The organism is Streptomyces sp. NPDC046939 (assembly GCF_040644575.1).
Classification (GTDB): Bacteria; Actinomycetota; Actinomycetes; order Streptomycetales; family Streptomycetaceae; genus Streptomyces.
On record NZ_JBEYWV010000007.1, the window covers coordinates 40,191 to 59,545 of the forward strand.

Sequence of the window (19,355 nt, forward strand, 5' to 3'; positions counted from 1 at the left end):
AGGCCGTCAGCATCGACTCATGGTCGCACACGAGCACCTGTCACGAGAGCCCTCGACCGAGCCGATTCCCGCGCGCACGCTCCCGTCACCGCCGCCCGATCAACCGCCGTCCGATCAACCGCCGCCGGTGGCCCCGCCGTCCCCACCCGCGTACCCCCAGCGCTTCCGCGCGACCGAACGCCGCAACCGTCGCGTGGGGCGGCCACTGCGGGTGCTGCGGGTCAGCCGCGGCCCCGTCGACGAAGCGCTCCTCGCCACGATCGGTACGCGGCTGACAGCACGCGACGAGACGGGCGCGGCCCTGGCGCGGGCGCTGCGCCGCACCGGCACCATGGACCCCGGCCGGGTCACGATGCGGCAGTTCCGGCGTGCGCTCGTGGACGGCGTCGACTCCGTGCCCGACCCGCCCACGGCGTTGCGGGACTTCTTCGCCGCGGTCGAGACGGTGCCGGACTGGGTGGACTTCGACCTGATCGACGAGGGCGGGCGGGTGGCGCGCAGGTTCGGGCGCAACGCCGCCGACGTGCTGTTGCAGCTCGCGCTCATCGGCTCGTACCGGTTCGACGGGCCGCCGCGGCTGCTGGTCGAGACGGGCGGGCTGCTCGGGGACTCCGCGCTGCGCAGGATCGCCGAGACGCAGAAGTGGGCGACGACGGTCACCGCGCCAGGCGCCCTGCGCCGCTCGAGCGAGGGGTTCCGCCTGACGGTGCAGGTCCGTCTCATGCACGCCCTGGTCAACCACGAGTACGAGCACAACGGCCGGTGGGACAGCGAACGCTGGGGCCTCCCCGTCAACCAGTCCGACCTCGCCTCCACCCTGGGCCTCTTCAACGCCGTCCAGCTGTTCGGGGTCCGCCTCCTCGGCGTGCGCGTCAGCCGCGCGGAGTCCCGGGCCTTCATGCACCTGTGGAAGTATGTCGGCCATCTCCTGGGCGTGGACGCCGACTGGCTCTGCGACCTGGAGTCCGAACAACACCGCCTGAACTACCACCTCCTGCTGACCCAGAGCTACGGCGGCCCGGCCGGCCCGGCCCTGGCCGGCGCGCTCGTCGAAGCCCAACGCCATCTGCACTTCCGCCACTTCGCCCGCGTGCGCCGCGCCTACGCGCGCGCCCGCCTGCTGAGCATGCTGCGCTGGTTCCTCGGCCGCCAGGGCATGCGTGACCTGCGCCTGCCGCCCACGCTCCCCTGGGCCGTGCCGCCCGTCCTGGCCGCCAACCTCGTGCGCCACCGGATAGTCGGCCGCACCGAGAAAGGCCGCGCGTACCTGGAGCGCCAGGGCGATCGCTTCGTCGAACGGCACCTGCGACGCCACTTCCACGACGACACCCCGAGCATCGCGGCGCTCGACGGATCACCCCCCGACTAGGTGAGGGTGCCGCCGGTGTTCCGGATCATCCGCCGGAGCACCTTGAGGGCGGTGACGTAGTCGGCGTCGTCGATGCCCTCGTGGATACGGGCGCGGATGTCCGGGGCGTGCTTCTTGAGGCCGGCGCGGGCCTCGTCCCCCGCCTCGGTGATCCACAGGTGTCCCGTGGCGTCCCGGGTGAGCCAGCCGCGCTCGATCAGCACCTCCGCCTCGGCCGCGAGGTCGTCCTCGTCCCTGAGGTAGCCGCTCATGGCCTGCTCCAGTTCCGGGATCGTCATGCCGTGGCCGTCGGGTGAGATGTCGTTCTTGGAGAGGTTGCGGAGCAGCCAGAACTGAGGCTGGGTGAAGCCGAGTTCGGCCTGCCTGGCGCGGGTGAAGGCGATGAGGGCTTCGTAGGCCACTCCGGTCCAGTAGGCGGCGGGTTGGGCGGCGAGGGCGGCGTCGGTCTCGGTCTCGATGTCGGTGTCGGTGTCGGTGTCGGAGATGTGCTGTGCCGTCATGGGTGGTGCCCCCGATGAGTCGGTGAATCGGTGAGTCGATGAGCGGATCACTGATGCGGGGACCGTAAGACCTCAAGTTTGGTCGAGGTCAAGAGTCGGCGATGTCGGCAGCGTCACGGGCTCGTGCGGCCCGTCTCCGCCAACTCCTTGCGGAGCCGGGCGAGCGCCCGGTGCAGGGTGCTCTTGACGGTGCCGATCTCGGTGCCGAGGGCGAGGGCCGTCTCCTGGGTCGACATCTGCTCCCAGTACCGGAGTACGACGACCGCGCGCTGCCTGGGCGTGAGCACCTTCAGGACGTCCAGCAGCAGAGCCCGGTCGTCCAGTTGCTCCGCCGGGTCCTCGCCCGGGGTGTCCGGAAGGTGCTCGGTGGGAATCTCCTGGAGGTTCCGCGCCCGCCACCGCTCGGTCCGGGCGTTGAACATGACGCGGCGCACGTAGGCGTCCGCGAGCCGCTTGTCGCTGATGTGCTCCCAGCGCCGGTACATGCGCAGCAGCGCGGTCTGGAGCAGGTCCTGGGCGTCGAGCGGGTCGGCGACCAGGCGCCGGGCGCTGCGCAGCAGGACGGCGTGGTGCGTACGGACGTACTCGTCGAACTCCGTGACCTGGTCGGCGTACTGCCCTGTGTTCACGTATTCCCCCCGTTGTCCTACCTGACTGCACTCGTTCGCGCGGGGCCACGCTCACCGCTCGGTTGGCTCCGGGCGGCGAGCGAGGCCCGCCGATACGAGTTCAGCGGCCGGGGGATTGTTCAGCAGCCACCTCGCGCCACTCTGAACAAAACGAAACGGCCTGGTGGTTGGCCGCAAGCCGCCTTGCAGGTGCTGTGGGCCGCTTCCGGGGGCCCGCGCGCCGGGCGCGCTACTCGGCGGCCGTGCTCTCCCGGGCCGCCGTGGGGGCCGACGGCAGGAGCACGCCCCGCAGGCGGCGAATGCCCGCACGCCACGGATCTCCGTCCGACTCCGCCCACAGCTCCAGCAGTTCGGACGGCTCGGTCACGACCCGGTCGAGGGCGCGCTGAGCGAGGTCACGGAGGGCGGTGAGGTCGGGAAGCGGCTCTTTCGGGCCATAGGCCGGATCCGCAGGCGCGCCGCCCGGGCACTGTGCCGCGACGAGGGCGGCTGCTGCCACGGCGATCTCGGCCTCCGGCGCTTCCAGGTAGCCCTCGGTGCCGACCGCTTCCGCGAGGGCGGCCCGAACGATGCCTTTTCTGTCACCGGCAGTGGCGTCATCCAGCTCGTTGCAGAAATCCGCCGCAGCGTCATTGTCGAAGCTACCGACGTCCCATGTACCCATTGTCTTCCCCGTCTCCGGTTGTCCGGATCCCGATTGCGATCCGTTGTTGGCCATGGACGGGGCATCCTGGCAGACGCCACTGACAACGACGTCCGGCCCAGCAGGGGTCCGACCTCCGGCTAGCCCTTGGCGGGCGGGGGGCCGTCCAGGATGGTGGGGGCGTACTCGAGGAGTTGGAGGCGGCCGTCGAAGGTGCGGCTCTCGATGAGGTCGAGGCGGATGTCGGGGTAGTCGTCGAAGATCCGCTGCCTGCCGGTGGCGCCGGTGATGACGGGGAACAGTACGACGCGGTAGCGGTCGACGAGGCCGGCCGCGATCAGTGACCGGCACAGTGTGAGGCTGCCGAGGGTGCGCAGGGGCCGGTCGGAGTTCTTCTTCAGGTCGCGTACCGCCTCCACGGCGTCGCCCCGGATGAGTTCCGTGTTCTGCCAGGCCAAGGGGGCTTCCAGGGTCGAGGAGAAGACCACCTTGGGCATGGTGGCCAGCTCGGCGAAGCCGGGGTCGTCGGGCATCTCGGCGGCGAAACCGGACATCACCCGGTAGGTGGTGGCGCCCATCAGGCTGACGTGTCGCTTCTCTTCGTCGCTGTCCAGCCAGGCCAGGTACTCGGGGCCCTCCATGCCCCAGAACCCTGGCCAGCCCTCCGCGGAGGCGTAACCGTCGAGCGAGATGATGAAGTCCACCATGAGGTCTGCCATCGGGCTTTCCTTCCGTGCGTGGGCGCGTGTCATGGTGGTGACCGGCGCCGTCTCGCAAACTCATCGGCCTCCGGGCGGTCGCTGTGAGGGCTGGGCGCGCTTACACGGTGCGGCGCGGCAGGTTGTGCAGGGTCACCTCGGTCAGCTCGCGCCCGTCGGCCACGACTGTCATGTACGTGCAGAACGGCTGACGGCGCCGGTCGGTCGGCGAGCCGGGGTTCAGCAGCCGCAGCCCGCCCGGTGCCGTCGTGTCCCAGGGGATGTGGCTGTGCCCGAACACCAGGACGTCGAGGTCGGGGAAGCGCGCGGCGCAGCGGCGTTCCCGTCCCTGGGCCGCGCCCGTCTCGTGGACGACGCCGAAGCGCAGGCCCCCGAGTTCCGCCCGGGCCACTTCGGGCAGCCGCGCCCGCAGCTCGGGGCCGTCGTTGTTGCCGTAGACACCGATCAGCCGCCGGGAGCGGGACTCCAGCAGATCGAGGGTCGCGGCGTCCACCCAGTCCCCGGCGTGGACGACCACGTCGGCGCGGTCCATCTGCCGCACCAGTTCCTCGGGCAGCACCTTCGCTCGCTTCGGCAGATGGGTGTCCGACATCAGCAGCAGACGCATGTGATCCACTATCGCGCATCGCCTTGTCGCACGTCAGCACCGTGCGCCCCGGGTGTCTGTGATCGTTTCCGGGGGAAGAGGCACCCCGTGCGTGAAGCAACAGATCCACTTCTCAACCTCGTCAAGCGTGGCAAGGAACCCGCCGTGGCGCAGACGGTGCGCTCCACCGCCGCGGCCGTCATCTCCTATGTCGTCGCCCTCAGACTCAGCAGCGAACCCGTCCCCCTCACCGCCCCGCTGACCGCCCTCCTCGTCGTCCAGGTCACCCTCTACGCGACCATCCGTACCGGCATCAGCCGGGTGAACGCCGTCGTGGCGGGCGTGCTCATCGCCATCGGTTTCAGTGCCCTGGTCGGACTGACCTGGTGGAGCCTCGGCCTGATCATTCTGGCGGCACTCACCGTCGGGCGGTTCGTCAAAGCGGGTGATTTCCTGGTCGAGGTCGCGATCAGCGCGATGCTCGTCCTCGGCGTCACCCAGGCGGCGGGCGCGGCCTGGGACAGAATCCTCGAAACGCTGATCGGCGCGGTCGTCGGTCTGCTCTTCAACACCGTCTTCGTCCCTCCGGTGTGGGTGTCGTCGGCGAGCGAGTCGCTGCTCGACCTGTCCCGTCGCATGTGCCGGCTGACGAGCAGCATGCAGGAGCAGCTCTCGCGGCCCGTCTCGGTCGAGGAGGCGGCGACGAGGCTGCATGAGGCGCGGCGTCTCGACAACGACATCGCCGACGTCGACGCCGCGCTGCGGCAGGCCGAGGACAGTCTCCGGCTCAACCCGCGCGTCAAGGAGGGGCTGCTCTCGCGGGTCGTTCTGCGCACCGGGCTCGACACGCTTGAGATCTGCTCGGTCGTCCTGCGGGTGTCCTCCCGGACCCTCACCGACCTGGCGAAGGCGCGTGCGGGCGAGCCGCTGTTCCCTCCGCGGATCGCCGCCGCGCTCCAGGAGATGTACACGCACATCGGGGGCGCGTTCCAGGCCTTCGCCGTGCTCATCACCTCGCAGGTCAGCGCCAACGCGGAGGACGCCGAGTCCCGGCTCACCGAGGAACTCGCCGCCGGGCGCAAGAGCCGCGACCACGTCGCCGCGATACTCCTCGACCTCGTACGGGTGGATCCCGGGCAGTGGCAGTTGCACGGCGCCCTGCTGGCGGAGGCCGACCGGATCCTGGACGAGATGGATGTGGAGAAGCGGTCCGCGCGTCTGGTGGAGGAGCTGGATCTGCGCGCCCGCGAGATGCAGGACAAGTATCCGCGCCTGACCGCGCTGCGACGCCGCCTGCGCGGCGCGTCCCGCCGCCTGCGCCACCGCTGAGAGCCACCGGGAGGCACGTCATGCCCGCTGCTGTCCCGGCAGAGGCGTACGGCCCGCGTGGCGTCAGTCCCGGACGCGGTGCAGTTTGATCTCCCGGTTCACGAAGAGGTGCACGTAGCCGCAGCGCGAGCAGATCAGCCCCGTCGCGGTCTCGTCCGCCCAGGCCAGATTGAAGAACTCACCGCCCGTGCTGTTGAGTTTCACCCCGCGTTCGCGGAAGAGGTCGCTCTTGCACACATGGCAGGAGAGCCACATCTCCCCCAGTGACGCACGCACCGCTTTGGCCATGGTGACCACCCCTTCCGACCCGGATACAGCTTGATCATCGTAGTGCGGATCAAGGCGCACGCGGCGCGTACGTCGTCCTGGCACGGTAGCCGGGCGCCTCCGTGCCGCTCTGCTCACAGCCGACAACGGCTCGTTCGCCTGGGGGCAGCGGTCAGAATCGGTTCATGCAGCCGACTTTCGTGCTCGTGCACAGCCCGTCCGTGGGGCCCGCCACCTGGCGCCCGGTCGCCGAACATCTGACGGCGGCGGGCCGCCAGGTGTGTGTGCCGTCCTTGGTGCGCGTCGGGGCCGGTGAGCCGCCGTTCTGGCCGCGTGTCGTGGATGCCGTCCGTGAGGAGGTGCGGCGGGTTCCGGCCGGTACTCCGCTGGTGCTGGTGGCGCACAGCAACGCGGGGTTGTTCCTCCCGCTGATCCGGACCGGCCTCGACCGTCCGGTGGCCGGCTCCGTGTTCGTGGACGCCGCACTGCCCGCCGAGGCCGGGCCGACTCCGGTCGCCCCACCGGAGTTGCTGGCGTTCCTGCGCCCGCTGGCCGTGCACGGCCGGTTGCCGCGCTGGACCGACTGGTGGGACGAGGCGGACATCGCCCCGATGTTCGACGATCCGGCGACGCGGCGGACGGTCGTCGAGGAGCAGCCCACTCTTCCGCTCTCGTACTACGAGCAGCGCGTCCCGGTCCCCGAGGGCTGGGACGACCATCCTTGCTCGTACCTGCTCTTCGGCCCTCCTTACGACGATGTCGCCGAGCGGGCGCGCGAACGCGGCTGGCGCGTGGCCCACCTGCCGGGCGCACACCTGCACCAGATCGTCGACCCCGCGGGGACGGCCCGGCATCTCGTCGAGCTCAGCGCGCCGCTCTAGCCGCGGCCCGCGCGGTGGCCGGTGTGCGGCAGGGACTCGATCGCGTCGCACCATACGTCGAGGTCGGTGGTGGTGCTCAGGGTCCGCGAGCGGGCCTTGGCGCGCTGGGAGGCGTGGCGCCAGTTGCGCGGGTTCTGCAGGTGTCTCAGTGCGTGGATCCAGGCGTTCAGGTCGTCGCGGTAGGCGAAGATTCCGGCTTCGCCGAGTGATTCGACCAGGCCGGGGGTGGGGTGGGCGATGACGGGGATGCCGGAGGCGAAGGCTTCCACGGCGACCCGCCCCCAGGACTCGTAGATGCTGGGCATGAGCACGACGCGCGTACGGGCGTAGACGTGTTCGCGCATCCGATGGCCGGGCACGCCGTCGACGACGTCGCAGTTGGCCAGTGCGGTGGGCGGTTCGAGCTGCTGGCCGTAGGCGCCGCGGACGCCCAGGAAGTGCCACTTCGGTGACCAGGCGGCGACCTGCCAGAACATCTCGCTGCCCTTGTCGGGGTTGAGGTTGACCAGGGTCGCGCTCTTGCCGGGGGTGGTGGCGTAGTCGGACGCGGTGACCGGGGGGCGTACGACGATGGAGTGCCGGGGCAGCAGGGTGGCCGGGTAGCGGGCGAAGTGGACTTCTCCTTCGCGGCGGATCCATTCGCTGTTGTAGACGACGAGGTCGGCGCCGGCCGCGTTGTGGAAGGTGGCGGCGAAGTTGTCGTGGCAGATCACGACGACCGGGATGGCGTGGCTGCGGGCGAGACCGGCGACGACGGGGACGTTCTCGTAGTGGGAGAGCAGGACGTCGGCCTTCCGCGCCGCGGCGGCGAAGTCCGCGCCGTCCTGGAACGGGACGACGCGAATGCCCTCGAAGTCGTACGCCTTCTTGATTCTCCCGGGGTGCGACAGCCAGATCGTCACCCGGTGTCCGCGCTCGGCCAGCGGCCGGAGCATGGAGTGCAGCATCCACTCCGAGCCCGCGTTGTGCGCGGGCGGATAGCCGAACACGCGGCCCACCAGGGACAGGCTGCGCGGCGGGCGCGGGGAATGGCGGGAGCGGAACATGCGGGCACTCCGTTTCTGACGTTCTGGGACGTGGGGTGGTGCGAGCGGGGCACGGCGTGGCGGTGCTTCTCACCGGAGGTGCGGGCGGGTCCTCCCGCCGTGTCACGGGCGGCACGGCGGGAGGACCCTGGTGACGGGGTCAGCCGGTGACGTGGATCCTCGACGAGGACCCGCTCCGGCCGCCGATCCGGAAGGTGAGGGACGTGTCGCCCGGCGTGGCGTTGCCGTCGGCGGACACCGGCAGCCACAGGGTCGAGGTGGTCCCCTTGCCTGCGAGTCCCAGGTCGACCTTGTCGAAGGTGAGCGTCTGCCCGTCCTCCGACAGCGTCCCCGCGTACTGGTTCTGGTGGCCGCCCGAGGTCAGGACCGTGAGCCGGTAGTCGGGTTCACCGACGAAGTGCAGGCCCCGTCCGCCGGGCAGGGTCACCTTGACCGTCTGCGGGGGCGTGTGGTCCCCCGAGGCGGTCACCCGCACGCCCGGGTAGCCGGGGCTGCCGCCGCGCCTGAGCGTCACGTCTCCGCCGGGTGACAGCGAGATGGGTGCCGAGTCCTCGACGACGGAGACACCGGTGATGTCCGCGCCGGTCAGTCCCTCGTGCCTGTTGGAGCCGTTGGCGGGCCCGGTCCAGTCCGCCAGGCGGATGGTGGTGACGTCGGACTCGGCCTTGAACTTGAGGGTGTGCTGCTTCCAGCCCGGCTCGTTGTTGATGTTGTTCGCCTGCTTGCCGCCCCTCGGCGCCTCGAACTGCCTGTGCGCGATCTCCTGTTGCGTGTCCGCGTTGATCGCGGAGACCTGGGCGGCCACCTTCGCGATACCGGTGCCGCTGAACATGTCGTACCCGAGCCAGAACGACAGGGTGTAGGTGGTGCCCGGCGCCGTCCTGATGTCCTGCTCGACGTAGCCCTGCGCACCGAAGCCGTTGAGGTCGACGACACCGGCGTCGCGCGGGGCCTTCGGCGGCAGGACGAAGCCCGAGTACTTCCTGCGGTAGAGGGAGATCGGGTTGTTGGCGGAGCCCTCGAGGACCCCGGTCCGCCACTTGTTCAGCTTCGTGCCGCGGTCCGGCGCGAAGTCGATGTAGGCCGCGTTCCCGTTCTCGGCCCAGCCCGCCTTCGCCTCCCAGTCCAGGAACCAGGGGTCCTGGACGAGCCCCTCCTGCGCGGTGTCGTCGGCCGTGGTCAGCGTCGTACTGTCCTGCATGACATTGCTCCTCTCAAGGCAATGGGTTCTTCTTTCGGAATTCCCCGGACCCATGGCGAGCAGAAGCGGACGGCATTTTGTTTGTGCAATGTGGAGTGCCGCGGATCGCGCCGCGAAGGAATTGCGGAACAGCTCTGTGCAGGCGGCGCGCGGGGACAGCGAGAAGGGCCGCCGGTGAAGTGGCGGCCCTTCGTCACTCAGTGGTCAGGCGCGTCGGGCGTGGAGATCGGTCAGTAGGGACGCGGGGGGACGTAGACGCTGCTGTTGAGGCTGCCGACGTAGTGCGTCGTGCCGCTCAGCGTCGCGGACCAGGCCGCGCCCTTGCAGTTCGACGAGCTGTGGATGTAGATCGGGTAGCCCACTTCGTTGGTCAGCTTGCCGCCGCCCGAGTCGGAGCCGGTGAGTTCGGACAGGTTGTAGCAGCCCGACAGGCCCCAGTGCTGCTTGCCGTCGACCTCTACGTAGCCGCCGCCGTCCGCGTGGGCGGGTGCCGTCACTGCCAGCATGGCGGTGGCGGCGAGGGAGGCGAGGCCGAAGGTCAGAGTGCGCTTGTTCATGGTGAAGCCTTCCGCTTGTCGTGACCTCGAAAGCGACCACCATTCCTTTGCCGCACTTGCCGTACTTGCCGTACTCGCCGTACGGAAAGGGAATGGCGGTTACGCATTTCGAGAGACGCGAGAAGTTCGCGCCGAGTCGTGCATACCCGGCGGAATTCCGGCCCTCACCCGTATTGTCCTCGGCGGCCTGCTATTGGCCCGGTTGGTTTTCGTTTCTCGGGAGGGGGTATCGGGGGCTGCGGCGCGGGCGTGAGGCAGGCGCCGTGTTCATAGGTGTGAGTGAAGGTGTGTGTGCATGCGTGAGGCAATGCAGGGTCGGCGTGTCGAGTCGCTGGGCAGGACCGGTGTGGCCGGGGTCAAGCCGCAGTGGCAGAACCTGTTCCAGGCGCCGGTGTACGACAATGACTTCGGCGGTGAGATGGACATGGAGCCGGAGCGGATCGCGGTCCCCCAGCGCCGACGCGGCCGCCGCCGCCCGGCCTGACCCCTCCTGAACGCCCCCGGCCCGCGCAGGACCACGTAGACCAGCAACGCGGCCATGACCCCGGCCCCGGCCCACATGGATTGCTGCCAGCCGTCCACGAAGGACCGCTGTGCCGCGGCGATCAGGTCCTGCGCGTGTGTACCGGCCTGAGGCGCGACCTCGACGGCGTTGGCGATGCCCGCGCGGGCGGTGTCCGCGGCCGCGTCCGGAACGCCGTGGAGCGTGTCGTCCATGGCGTCGCGGTACCCGGCCGACAGCAGGGCTCCGAGCACGGCGACGCCGAGGGCGGTGCCGAACTCGCGGGTGACGTCGTTGAGCGCGGAGGCCACACCCTGCTGGGCGCGGGGCAGCGAGCCGGTGATCGCCTCGGTGGAGGGTGTCATCGACAGGCCCATGCCGATGCCCATGGCGAGCATGCCGCCGGGGATGGACAGGTAGCCGCCGCTGACGGAGACGAACAGGGCCATCAGCGCGAGGCCGAGGGCGGCCACGGCGACGCCCACGCTCATGGTGGAGCGGGCACCGATTTTGGCGGCCGGCTTCGGGGCCAGGCCGGACGTCAGCATCATCATGACCGCCATCGGCATCATCGCCACGGTGGACAGCAGCCCCGACCAGCCGAGGACGGCCTGGAAGGAACAGCCGTAGGTCCAGCAAGGAGGCGTCGCGGCGGCGCAACTCCCATGCCACGAAACCACCCGCGGCGAGGACACCGACGGCCAGGGCGATCAGGGTCACGGGCGCGGTCCATCCGCGCTCGGGTCCTTCCTGCAGCACGAAGATCAGGCCGGTCACGGCGACGGCCGAAAGCAGGGCGCCCGTCGCGTCGAAGGGATGGTCCGCTCGCTCACGGGAGTCGGGCACTGACCTCAGGGTCATCGCCAGGGCCACGACGACCAGGACGACGGGCAGGAGGAACAGCCAGCGCCAGTCGGCGACGTCGACTAGGAGCGCGGAGAGGAATATGCCGAGGATGCCGCCGCCGCCCGCGACGCCGGTCCACACGCCGATCGCCTTGCCGCGCTGCTCCTCGGGGAACGTGGAGGTGATGACCGCGAGCGTGATCGGCATGATCGTCGCGGCGCCGACCCCCGCGGCCACGCGCGCGGCGATCATCACCCCCGCGGAGGGGGCCACTCCCGCCACGATGTTCGCGGCGCCGAAGAGAGTCAGTCCGGCGATCAGCATGGGCTTGCGGCCCAGCCGGTCGCCGATCGCGCCCAGCGGCAGCAGCAGCGCGGCGAGGGCCAGGGTGTAGCTGTTGACGATTCACCGCCATGAGCGCGATGGACACGGCGATCAGGATCGTACGCAACTCCCGGGCGTCCGGCGTTCTTTCACGGTGCGCGTCCTCGGCACCGCCGCCCGGCAGGGTCGCCGCGCGGGCGGGCTGCTCGTCACTCATCGATGGCGACCTGGACAGCCTCGTACGCAAACGCATCCGCGCCCTGCGCGTCGCCCAGGGCTGGTCCCTGGAGGAGCTGGCCACCCGCGCCCACCTCAGCCAGTCCTCGCTGAGCCGCATCGAGAACGGTCAGCGGCGGCTCGCCCTCGACCAGCTCGTCACCCTGGCCCGCGCCCTGGACACCACCCTGGACCAGCTCGTGGAGACCGCCACGGACGATGTCGTCGTCAGCCCCACCATCGACGCCACCCACCACCTGATGCGGTGGCCGGTCAAGGGCGATCCCGGGATGAGCGTCGTGCGTCAGCGGATGACCGAGCCGCCGCCGGACAACCCGGCCCGGATGCGCGCCTGCCGCACGCGATCGGCGCCGAGGGCGGGCCGTGCGAGATCATCGGCATCTTCGACCGCGACGCCCGCCGGGGCCACCAGCGCGAGACGGAACCGTCCCCGGAGTGAGCAGGCACGGATTCGCGCACTCCGGGTACGAGGCCGCCATGGGCGACATACTCGTGGGCACGTGTTCGTGGACGGATCCGGCGCTGGTGCGCAGCGGTTGGTATCCGAAGGGGCAGCGCGACGCCGAGGGGCGGCTGCGGTACTACGCGGAGAGGTTCCCGGTCGTCGAGGCCGACGCGTCGTACTACGCCCTGCCGCAGGAACGGGTCAGCCGGTTGTGGGCCGAACGCACCCCGGACGGCTTCACCTTCGACGTGAAGGCGTTCTCGCTGCTGACCGGGCACCCCACGCGCACGGCGGTGATGCCGGACGGGCTGCCGCCCGACGCCGGGGACGACGGGGTGCTCGACGCGGTGTGGGCGCGGTTCGCCGAGGCCGTCGCGCCGTTGCGGGACACCGGCCGGCTCGGCAGTGTGCTGTTCCAGTTCCCGCCGTGGTTCCGGCCCGGCCCGCGCGCCGAGCAGATGCTTGCGCGGACCGCGCGGCGCACCGAGGGCTGGCCCGTGGCCGTGGAGTTCCGGCATCCGGACTGGTGGCGCCCGGGGCAGGCGGAGGCGACGTGCGCGCGCCTCGCGGACCTCGGGATGGCCGCTGTCGCCGTCGACATGGCCCAGGGTCTGCCGGCCTCCATCCCCCCGGTCACCCCCGTAGGCGATCCGCGCCTCGCGGTCGTGCGGTTCCACGGGCGCAACACGTCCTGGGGGCGCGGGAGCAAGGAGGACCGCTTCCGGCACACGTATGACGACGACGAACTGTCCGGGTGGCTGCCGCGGTTGCGGGAGCTCGCCGGACAGGTCGAGCGGGTGCACGTGCTGTTCAACAACTGCTGCGGCGACGCCTCGGTGCGGGCCGCCGAGCGGATGAGCGAACTCCTGCGGGAGGCCCGGTCGTCCGTGTGACCTCGCGCGGCCCGGTCAGCCGTTGACGCGGACGCCGAACTGGAAGCTGCCGATGGTGCTCATCGACTCGTAGCGCACCGAGGTCCCCGGGTACGGCGCGTGCAGCACCTGGCCGTTGCCCGCGTAGAGGCCGACGTGCTCGGTGTTGTTGAAGAAGACGAGGTCGCCGGGCTTGAGCTGGCTCATGCCGATGTGCGGGCCCTCGTTGACCTGCGTGTAGGTGACCCGCGATATGTGGGCCCCGGCCTGCGCGTAGGCCCACTGCGTGAGGCCCGAGCAGTCGTACGAGTTGGGGCCCGTGCCGCCGCGGACGTACGGCTTGCCTATCTGCGTGGCGGCGGCGTTCAGGGCGGCGGCGCCGATGCCGGAGGCGGCCACCTCCTTCTCCTTGCCGAGTTCGACCCGGGCCGTGGCGGAGCGGCTGGCACGCTGCTCCTCCTCGGCCATCTGCCGGCGCTCGGCGGTGGTGAGGGTGTTGAGGAGCTTCTGGGCCTTGCTGAGCTTGCCCTGGATCTCGGTCTTCTTCTTCCCGAGTTCGGTGCGGGTCTCGGCGAGGTCCGCGAGCTTCTCCGCGGCCTCCGCGCGCTCCTGGGCCAGCTCGCGCTGTTTGGCCTGCACCTTCTTGAGCGACTCCACCTGCTGCTCGGAGAGGGAGTCGAGGGTGGACGCCTTGTCGAGGTAGTCGTCCGGGTCGGCGGAGAGGAAGAGCTGGACCGAGGCGTCGATGCCGCCGGAGCGGTACTGCTCGCTGGCCATCGCGCCGAGGCCCGTGCGGAGTTCGTTCAGCTCGCCCTGCTCGCGCGCGACCTTGTCCTGGAGCCGGCTGATCTCCTTCTCCAGCTTCTGCTGCTTCTCCTTGGCACCGTCGTACTGGTTGGTGGCCCGCTCGGCCTCCGCGTAGTACTTGTCGACCTGCGCCTTGACCTCGCTCTTGCTGGGCTTGGGGGCCGCGTTCGCGCCCTGTGCGGACAGGGCCACGGCGGCGGTGGCGGTCGCGGTCAGCACGGTCACACGTGCGCGGTTGGGCTGTCGGGGTCGACGGTGGGACGCCACGGAGGCCAGCTCCTTCTTTCCTGCCGCCCACGGACCAGCCCATGGGCGGTGGGCTCCCCCGTCACACACCTCGTGTGAGTGATCTTGAGGAGGTCCGAGGCCGACCTTAGTGACCTTCCTGTGACCGTTTCAAAGTTTGAGCTGAAAAATATCGGCCATTTCTGCACTTGGTCCGCACAACTCACGTACGGCAACGGTCACCTGACGCAGCGTTGAGCGCACACCCCCTCTTCGGCCGGTCGTCTCAGATGTCGGCTCCCGCGTCGGAGTCCCGGCGGCCGGAGCGGCTGCCCCGCCAGTCGAGGACCATGACGGTGGCGTCGTCCGGCAGCCCCTCACTGCACACGTCGTGCACCGCGTCGATCAGCGCCCGCACGGCCTCGCGCGGGTGTTCGTCCGCCGTGACCAGGAGGATGCCGGGCAGATCGACGTCGGCGCTCTCCCGCTCACGCATCCCGTCCGTCAGCAGGACGAGGCGGTCACCGGACTGGAAGCGGAACGGCTGCACCTCGTACTCCACCGGCGCGGGGACGCCGAACGGCAGGTTCACCTTGAGCGGCACCTCCTCGACCCGGCCGTCGCGCAGCAGCAGCGGCCAGGGATGACCGGCGTTGACGATCCGGCACTCCCCCGTGTCGAGCGCCACGTCGAACAACTGGCCGGTCGTCATGCCGCGCGCGTGCTCGGCGAGCGCGTCGTGCGCGGCGCACGCCTGTGCCAGCACGTCGCCCTCCGCGCGCCGGGACTGCCGCAGCGCGTTGACGGTGAGGGTGGCGAGGAGTGCGGAGGCGGTGTCGTGGCCCATGGCGTCGGTGATGGACAGATGGAGACTGCCCTGGTCGAGGCTGTAGTCGTAGGTGTCGCCGCCGACGTCGTTGGCCGGTGCGAGACCGCACGCCAGGGTGAACTGGGCGGCCTCGCAGGTGGCCGCCGTCGGCAGCAGTTGGTGCTGGATCTCGGCCGCCAGGCTCATGCCCGAGGTGCGGCCGCCCCAGTGGTAGAGGTCGGTGAAGCGCCGGTCGGTGACGACGACGTACGCGAGCGCGTGCGCGGCCTGCGCCACCGCGTCCCGCACGGCGTCGTCCACGTGCGGGACGACCAGTTCGAGGAGACCGACGCAGTCGCCGCGGTTCGTCACGGGCGCTACGAGCCGGTACCGCCGCCCGCCCTCGTCCTCCCCCGCCCTCTCTTCCTCCTGAAGGAGTTCCTGGGTGCGCAGCACGCGCTCGTACCGGCTGCCCGGCAGCCTCATCCGCCGCGCGGTGCCGCGCGCCTGCCTCGGCGTACCGGCCCGGGGCAGCCGCACCACCCCCTGTCCGACGACGTCCAGGAACAGGAACGACACCTCGTCCGCGCCGAAGCGCCGCTCCAGGATGCGGGCGACCACGTCCACCGACTCGATGGGCGCGGCGTCCTCCGCGGCTTGCAACAGCGCATCGAGCTCACCACGCACAGTCGTCCCTTCCTGTCGGGGCCCCGGGTGCCGGGGAGAGCCCGGAGCCCCGCTCGGCCGCCACCTCTCCCACCGCAGTCCACCGTACGGCCGCCCCCGCCGCATCCCGGCCGTCGTATTCGGGTGGCGGCGCTCAGGCGACCGGTGTCAGCGGGGTCTCGACGGTGACGTCGGCCCTGAGGGCTTCTGCGCGAAGACCCACCGGTTGCCCGCCAAGGCGTCGTTCGCCTCGGGCAGGGGCCCCCGGCCGTGCCGGTGGGTGAAGTCGAAGGGCGTGTACGTCGATGTCGACCAGCCCTTGTCCGTCAGGGCGGCCGCCGAGTCCGGTCTCGGCTCCTTCGCGAACAGGTCGAGGAGGTCGATGCCGATCTGCGCGTTCGTGGAGATGTAGAGCGGGCTGTCGCGGTGGGCCATCAGGTCCGGTTCGAGTTTGACCTCGTACGCCAGCGCGCTGCCGCCCGCGCTCAGCCGGTTCACCGTGGCGATGAGGGACGTCTCGGCGGCGGCGGGGAGGTAGAACAGCAGCCCTTCGGCCAGCCACACGGTCGGTGCGCCCGGGTCGAAACCGGAGTCGGTGAGTGCCGTCACCCAGTCGGCGCGCAGATCGACCGGGACCGGTACGCGCGCCGCCCGCGCGGTGGCCTGCAAGGTGTCGAGCACCTCGTGCTTGAAGGCCAGGACCTCCGCCCTGTCGATCTCGTGGACGACGCTGCCGGGAGGCCAGTCGAGCCGGAAGGCGCGGGTGTCGAGACCCGCTCCGAGCAGGACGATCTGCCGGGCGCCCGTCGCGCGCACCGAGGTGAGGAGGTAGTCGTCGAGGACTCTGGTCCGCAGCCCGAAGTAGCGCGCGAAGCGCCCCCAGAGCGGATTCGCGTCTCCGTCCGGCACATGCTCCAGGCGGGTCGGCCACCCGGCGGAGGCCGGTGCGGCGCGCACGAAGTGTTCCGCGAAGGCGTCCTGGGCGAGGCTGTCGTGGCGGTGGGTCTCGATGGCCCGGGCGGCGGCGACCAGGAGCGCGGTCGTTCCCACTCCGCTCGCGACGCCGGTGTCGTGCTGCGTTGTCCCGACCACGTTTCCTCCGTCGACATGTGTGCTCATGGGCGCGACTCCTGGGGCAGCAGTACGGGTTTGACGACGCGTCCTGCCTCGCAGTCGCGTTCGGCTTCGTTGATGTCGCTGAGTGGATACGTACGTATCAGCTCGTCGAACGGGAACCGGCCCGCCCGCCACAGGCCGACGAGGCGCGGGATCAGCAGGCCCGGCACCGCGTCCCCTTCGCAGATGTGGGAGATGTGTCTGCCGCGGTCCAGCGCCCCCGGCTCGATCGGCAGGGGGGTGTGCAGCCGTGCGACGAGACCGAGCCGGCCGGTCGGCCGCAGGGATCTGAGGGCGTCGTTGATCAGCGCGGGCGCGGCCGTGGTGTCCAGCGCGTAGTGGGCGCCGCCGTCGGTCAGTCGGTGGATGCGGGCGGGCAGGTCGGAGGCCGTGGCGGGCAGTGGTGTCGCGCCGTGGCGCTCGGCGAGGGCGAGCCGTTCGGGGCGGTGGTCGACGGCCACGGTCACCGCTCCGGAGGCGGTGGCGGCCATGATCGCGGCGAGGCCGACCGCGCCCGCGCCGAGGACGACCAGGGTCTCGCCGGGTCCGGCACCGAAGGAGTTGAGGACCGCTCCGGCGCCGGTGAGGAAGCCGCAGCCGAGCGGGCCGAGCAGTTCGAGGGGCAGGGAGGGGTCGACCCGTACGGTGTTGCGGGCCGGGACCACCGCGTACTCGGCGAACGAGGACTGGCCGAACCAGCGCGGGGCCAGGGTCTCCCCCGCCGCGTCGGTGAACCTGGCGGCGTTCTCCCGGCGCCCTCCGTAGAGGTTGAGCGCGGCGAAGGAGTCGCAGTAGGCGGGGGCGGCGTTCAGGCAGTTCGGGCAGTGGCCGCACGCGTCGAAGCTCAGGACGACGTGGTCGCCGTCGCGCAGGCCGGTGTGCGGCCCGCCGGTCTCCACGACGACCCCGGACCCTTCGTGGCCGAGCACCGCCGGAAGGGGTGAGCGGCCCGCCGAGCCCCGGACCGCGAGATCGGTCCGGCACATGCCGCAGCCCGCGATCCTGACCAGGACCTCGTCCTCGGCGGGCCCCGCGTGCAGCAGCACCTTCTCGACGGCGAACGGGCTGTCGGGGGTGCGCAGGACCGCCGCGTCGAACGTTCTCGCCATGCCGGCGGTCAGCCCGCGGCGACGGCGGCGGCCGCGTGTTCCCGGGCGTGCCGGTCCATCTCCGCCCGGAAGGCGGCGATCAACTCCGGCCTGATCCGGCCCGCGTCGCGGTCACCGCCCTCGCAGACCGCGCCCCGCACCCCCACGATGTCCGTGCCGATGCGGGTCAGCGCGCCGAGGTCGGCGGCCTTCACGCTGCCGGCGAGGGCGGCGAGGAGTTCGGCCTCGTGGGCCCGGCGCACGAACTCGGCGCAGGTCTCGACCGGCAGGTGGTCGAAGAGGCGTGTGCCGTCCTTGATCGCGGTGTCGAGCATGGCCGCGTCGGCGCCCGAGCGCACGGCGATGTCGGGGAGTGCGAGCGGGTTGACGCAGCCGACCCGGTGGGCGTCGGCGTATCCGGAAGCGACGACGAAGGCGTCCGGCCGGTACTCCTTCACCGCCCGCACGACCCCTCGCATGACCTCGATCGCCTGCTCGGGTGTGGTGCAGCCGTAGAGACCGACCTTGATGTAGGTGGCTCCGGAGACGGCCGCGCCGAGCGCCGCCTGGGCCACGGTGCCGGGCTTGTACGGCACGTCCCCGACGGTGGCGGAGACGAGCCTCGCGGCGGGGACCGCCTCCCGGATCTCCTTGATGACCCAGGGGAAGTTGGCGCCGAGCGAGCCCTCGGCGGGTCTCTTCACATCCACGATGTCGAGGTGTTCCGCGGCCTTCGCGCACTCGATGGCTTCCTCGACGCTGTCCGGGGAGATCAGAAGTAACAACGTGTGCTCCTTTCCGCACACCTTTCGCCTGTCACCTGTCATCTGGACGGCAGGCAGGGGTGTGCGAACGCGCTGATGTCCGTTGCGGTCCGTTCATCATCAGCGGCGGCCTGCGACCACCGGTAGGGCGCGCGAGAACGGAGGGAGGTGCCACCCCTGGGACAAGTGCGCCGTGCGCGCCGGTTCACCCGCCCCTCAGTCCACTTCATGCCTCCACGACCCCCTTTTCACTCTTTGTGCTGACCAGTCGCTCTTCCCGGGACGCCCGGGTCGGCGGCCCGCATAGTTGCTGCTCGGTCGGCACACACGGCCGGCTCCTGGACGCGAGAAAGGCAGACACACATGCGTACCGAAGCAGTCACACGTGTGAAGCTGGTCTTCACCCTGTTCGACGCCGACGGCAACGGGGTCCTGGAAGCCGACGACTTCACGCTCATGAGCGACCGGGTCGCCGCGGCGGTGCCAGACGCCGACCAGGCACGTACCCAAGCCATGCGCGCCAGTTTCCGGCGCTACTGGGAGACGCTGGCCCGGGAGCTGGACACCAACCGCGACGGCCGGATCACGTACGAGGAGTTCCAGGCGTGCGTCCTGTCGCCGGAGCGCTTCAGCGGAGCCGTCGACGAGTTCGCCTCCGCCTTCTCGCGCTTCGGCGACGTGGACGGCAGCGGCACCGTCACCCGCCCCGTCTTCATCGGCATGATGAGAGGGGTCGGGTTCGACCGTGCCAACATCGAGGCGCTGTTCGACGCGTTCGGACCCGATGCCGACGACCGGATCCGGACAGACGTCTGGGAGGCCGAGATCAAGAACTACTACGCCCCTGACAAGGGCGGCGTCCCCGCCGACCTGCTGGCGGCCGTACCGACGGCCTGACCCGGACCGCCGCCCGCCCGGTCAGCCCCCC

Annotated in this window: 19 protein-coding genes and 2 pseudogenes; 6 read left to right on the top strand and 15 right to left on the bottom strand. The window is 70.8% G+C overall.

The window, feature by feature from the left end:
* Positions 1 to 193 precede the first annotated feature (193 nt).
* A complete protein-coding gene (locus ABZ877_RS09615) occupies positions 194 to 1,369 on the top strand; it encodes an oxygenase MpaB family protein (protein WP_361067053.1) in 1,176 nt (391 codons plus the stop codon).
* Here ABZ877_RS09615 and ABZ877_RS09620 read toward each other — a convergent pair.
* The 5 genes from ABZ877_RS09620 to ABZ877_RS09640 form a co-directional block, all read right to left on the bottom strand.
* Positions 1,366 to 1,869, bottom strand: coding sequence for a MarR family winged helix-turn-helix transcriptional regulator (locus tag ABZ877_RS09620; protein WP_361067056.1), 504 nt, complete (start codon positions 1,867 to 1,869; stop codon positions 1,366 to 1,368). The genes ABZ877_RS09615 and ABZ877_RS09620 overlap by 4 nt on opposite strands.
* 113 nt (positions 1,870 to 1,982) lie before the next feature.
* A complete protein-coding gene (locus ABZ877_RS09625) occupies positions 1,983 to 2,498 on the bottom strand; it encodes a SigE family RNA polymerase sigma factor (protein ID WP_361067059.1) in 516 nt (171 codons plus the stop codon).
* Between the two features lie 229 nt (positions 2,499 to 2,727).
* On the bottom strand, positions 2,728 to 3,162 hold the full coding sequence (locus ABZ877_RS09630) for a DUF4259 domain-containing protein (protein ID WP_361067609.1): 435 nt from the start codon (positions 3,160 to 3,162) through the stop codon (positions 2,728 to 2,730).
* Between the two features lie 119 nt (positions 3,163 to 3,281).
* Positions 3,282 to 3,860, bottom strand: coding sequence for a dihydrofolate reductase family protein (locus tag ABZ877_RS09635; RefSeq protein ID WP_361067062.1), 579 nt, complete (start codon positions 3,858 to 3,860; stop codon positions 3,282 to 3,284).
* Between the two features lie 100 nt (positions 3,861 to 3,960).
* Positions 3,961 to 4,467, bottom strand: a complete 507-nt coding sequence (locus ABZ877_RS09640; RefSeq protein ID WP_361067065.1) for a metallophosphoesterase — start codon at positions 4,465 to 4,467, stop codon at positions 3,961 to 3,963.
* A gap of 87 nt (positions 4,468 to 4,554) precedes the next feature.
* On the opposite strand from ABZ877_RS09640, the gene ABZ877_RS09645 reads away from it, so the two are divergent.
* Positions 4,555 to 5,775 carry an FUSC family protein gene (locus ABZ877_RS09645; RefSeq protein WP_361067068.1) on the top strand — a complete coding sequence of 407 codons (1,221 nt, stop codon included), beginning with the start codon at positions 4,555 to 4,557 and terminating at the stop codon, positions 5,773 to 5,775.
* 63 nt (positions 5,776 to 5,838) lie between these two features.
* On the opposite strand, the gene ABZ877_RS09650 is transcribed toward ABZ877_RS09645, so the two are convergent.
* Positions 5,839 to 6,063, bottom strand: a complete 225-nt coding sequence (locus ABZ877_RS09650) for a hypothetical protein (RefSeq protein ID WP_361067071.1) — start codon at positions 6,061 to 6,063, stop codon at positions 5,839 to 5,841.
* 164 nt (positions 6,064 to 6,227) lie between these two features.
* Here ABZ877_RS09650 and ABZ877_RS09655 point away from each other — a divergent pair, with 164 nt between their 5' ends.
* The gene (locus tag ABZ877_RS09655) at positions 6,228 to 6,923 is read left to right on the top strand and encodes an alpha/beta hydrolase (protein ID WP_361067074.1); all 696 of its coding nucleotides are present in this window, start codon (positions 6,228 to 6,230) and stop codon (positions 6,921 to 6,923) included.
* Here ABZ877_RS09655 and ABZ877_RS09660 read toward each other — a convergent pair.
* The 4 genes and pseudogenes from ABZ877_RS09660 to ABZ877_RS09675 all read right to left on the bottom strand — a co-directional run bounded on the left by ABZ877_RS09660 (position 6,920) and on the right by ABZ877_RS09675 (position 11,616).
* Positions 6,920 to 7,969 carry a glycosyltransferase family 4 protein gene (locus ABZ877_RS09660; RefSeq protein WP_361067077.1) on the bottom strand — a complete coding sequence of 350 codons (1,050 nt, stop codon included), beginning with the start codon at positions 7,967 to 7,969 and terminating at the stop codon, positions 6,920 to 6,922. The two genes, ABZ877_RS09655 and ABZ877_RS09660, sit on opposite strands and share 4 nt — an antisense overlap.
* A 139-nt stretch (positions 7,970 to 8,108) precedes the next feature.
* The gene (locus ABZ877_RS09665) at positions 8,109 to 9,170 is read right to left on the bottom strand and encodes a DUF642 domain-containing protein (protein WP_361067080.1); all 1,062 of its coding nucleotides are present in this window, start codon (positions 9,168 to 9,170) and stop codon (positions 8,109 to 8,111) included.
* A gap of 230 nt (positions 9,171 to 9,400) precedes the next feature.
* Positions 9,401 to 9,727, bottom strand: a complete 327-nt coding sequence (locus ABZ877_RS09670) for a hypothetical protein (protein ID WP_361067083.1) — start codon at positions 9,725 to 9,727, stop codon at positions 9,401 to 9,403.
* A gap of 267 nt (positions 9,728 to 9,994) precedes the next feature.
* Positions 9,995 to 11,616, bottom strand: a pseudogene (locus ABZ877_RS09675) (MFS transporter).
* On the opposite strand from ABZ877_RS09675, the pseudogene ABZ877_RS09680 reads away from it, so the two are divergent.
* Positions 11,615 to 12,075 (top strand): annotated as a pseudogene (locus ABZ877_RS09680) (helix-turn-helix transcriptional regulator). The pseudogenes ABZ877_RS09675 and ABZ877_RS09680 sit on opposite strands and share 2 nt — an antisense overlap.
* A gap of 38 nt (positions 12,076 to 12,113) precedes the next feature.
* Positions 12,114 to 12,974 (top strand): DUF72 domain-containing protein, encoded by an 861-nt coding sequence (locus ABZ877_RS09685; RefSeq protein ID WP_361067611.1) that lies wholly within the window; start codon positions 12,114 to 12,116, stop codon positions 12,972 to 12,974.
* A gap of 15 nt (positions 12,975 to 12,989) precedes the next feature.
* On the opposite strand, the gene ABZ877_RS09690 is transcribed toward ABZ877_RS09685, so the two are convergent.
* The 5 genes from ABZ877_RS09690 to ABZ877_RS09710 form a co-directional block, all read right to left on the bottom strand.
* A complete protein-coding gene (locus ABZ877_RS09690; RefSeq protein ID WP_361067086.1) occupies positions 12,990 to 14,027 on the bottom strand; it encodes an NlpC/P60 family protein in 1,038 nt (345 codons plus the stop codon).
* Positions 14,028 to 14,271: 244 nt separating this feature from the next.
* Positions 14,272 to 15,480 carry a PP2C family protein-serine/threonine phosphatase gene (locus ABZ877_RS09695; RefSeq protein ID WP_361067088.1) on the bottom strand — a complete coding sequence of 403 codons (1,209 nt, stop codon included), beginning with the start codon at positions 15,478 to 15,480 and terminating at the stop codon, positions 14,272 to 14,274.
* 147 nt (positions 15,481 to 15,627) lie between these two features.
* The gene (locus tag ABZ877_RS09700; RefSeq protein WP_361067091.1) at positions 15,628 to 16,578 is read right to left on the bottom strand and encodes a class I SAM-dependent methyltransferase; all 951 of its coding nucleotides are present in this window, start codon (positions 16,576 to 16,578) and stop codon (positions 15,628 to 15,630) included.
* Positions 16,575 to 17,684: an NAD(P)-dependent alcohol dehydrogenase gene (locus tag ABZ877_RS09705; RefSeq protein ID WP_361067094.1), complete on the bottom strand. Its 1,110-nt coding sequence runs from the start codon at positions 17,682 to 17,684 to the stop codon at positions 16,575 to 16,577. The genes ABZ877_RS09700 and ABZ877_RS09705 overlap by 4 nt, the downstream gene beginning before the upstream one ends.
* Positions 17,685 to 17,692: 8 nt before the next feature.
* Positions 17,693 to 18,490, bottom strand: coding sequence for a (5-formylfuran-3-yl)methyl phosphate synthase (locus ABZ877_RS09710; RefSeq protein WP_361067097.1), 798 nt, complete (start codon positions 18,488 to 18,490; stop codon positions 17,693 to 17,695).
* 300 nt (positions 18,491 to 18,790) lie between these two features.
* On the opposite strand from ABZ877_RS09710, the gene ABZ877_RS09715 reads away from it, so the two are divergent.
* Positions 18,791 to 19,324, top strand: coding sequence for an EF-hand domain-containing protein (locus tag ABZ877_RS09715; protein WP_361067100.1), 534 nt, complete (start codon positions 18,791 to 18,793; stop codon positions 19,322 to 19,324).
* The last annotated feature ends 31 nt before the right edge of the window (positions 19,325 to 19,355 follow it).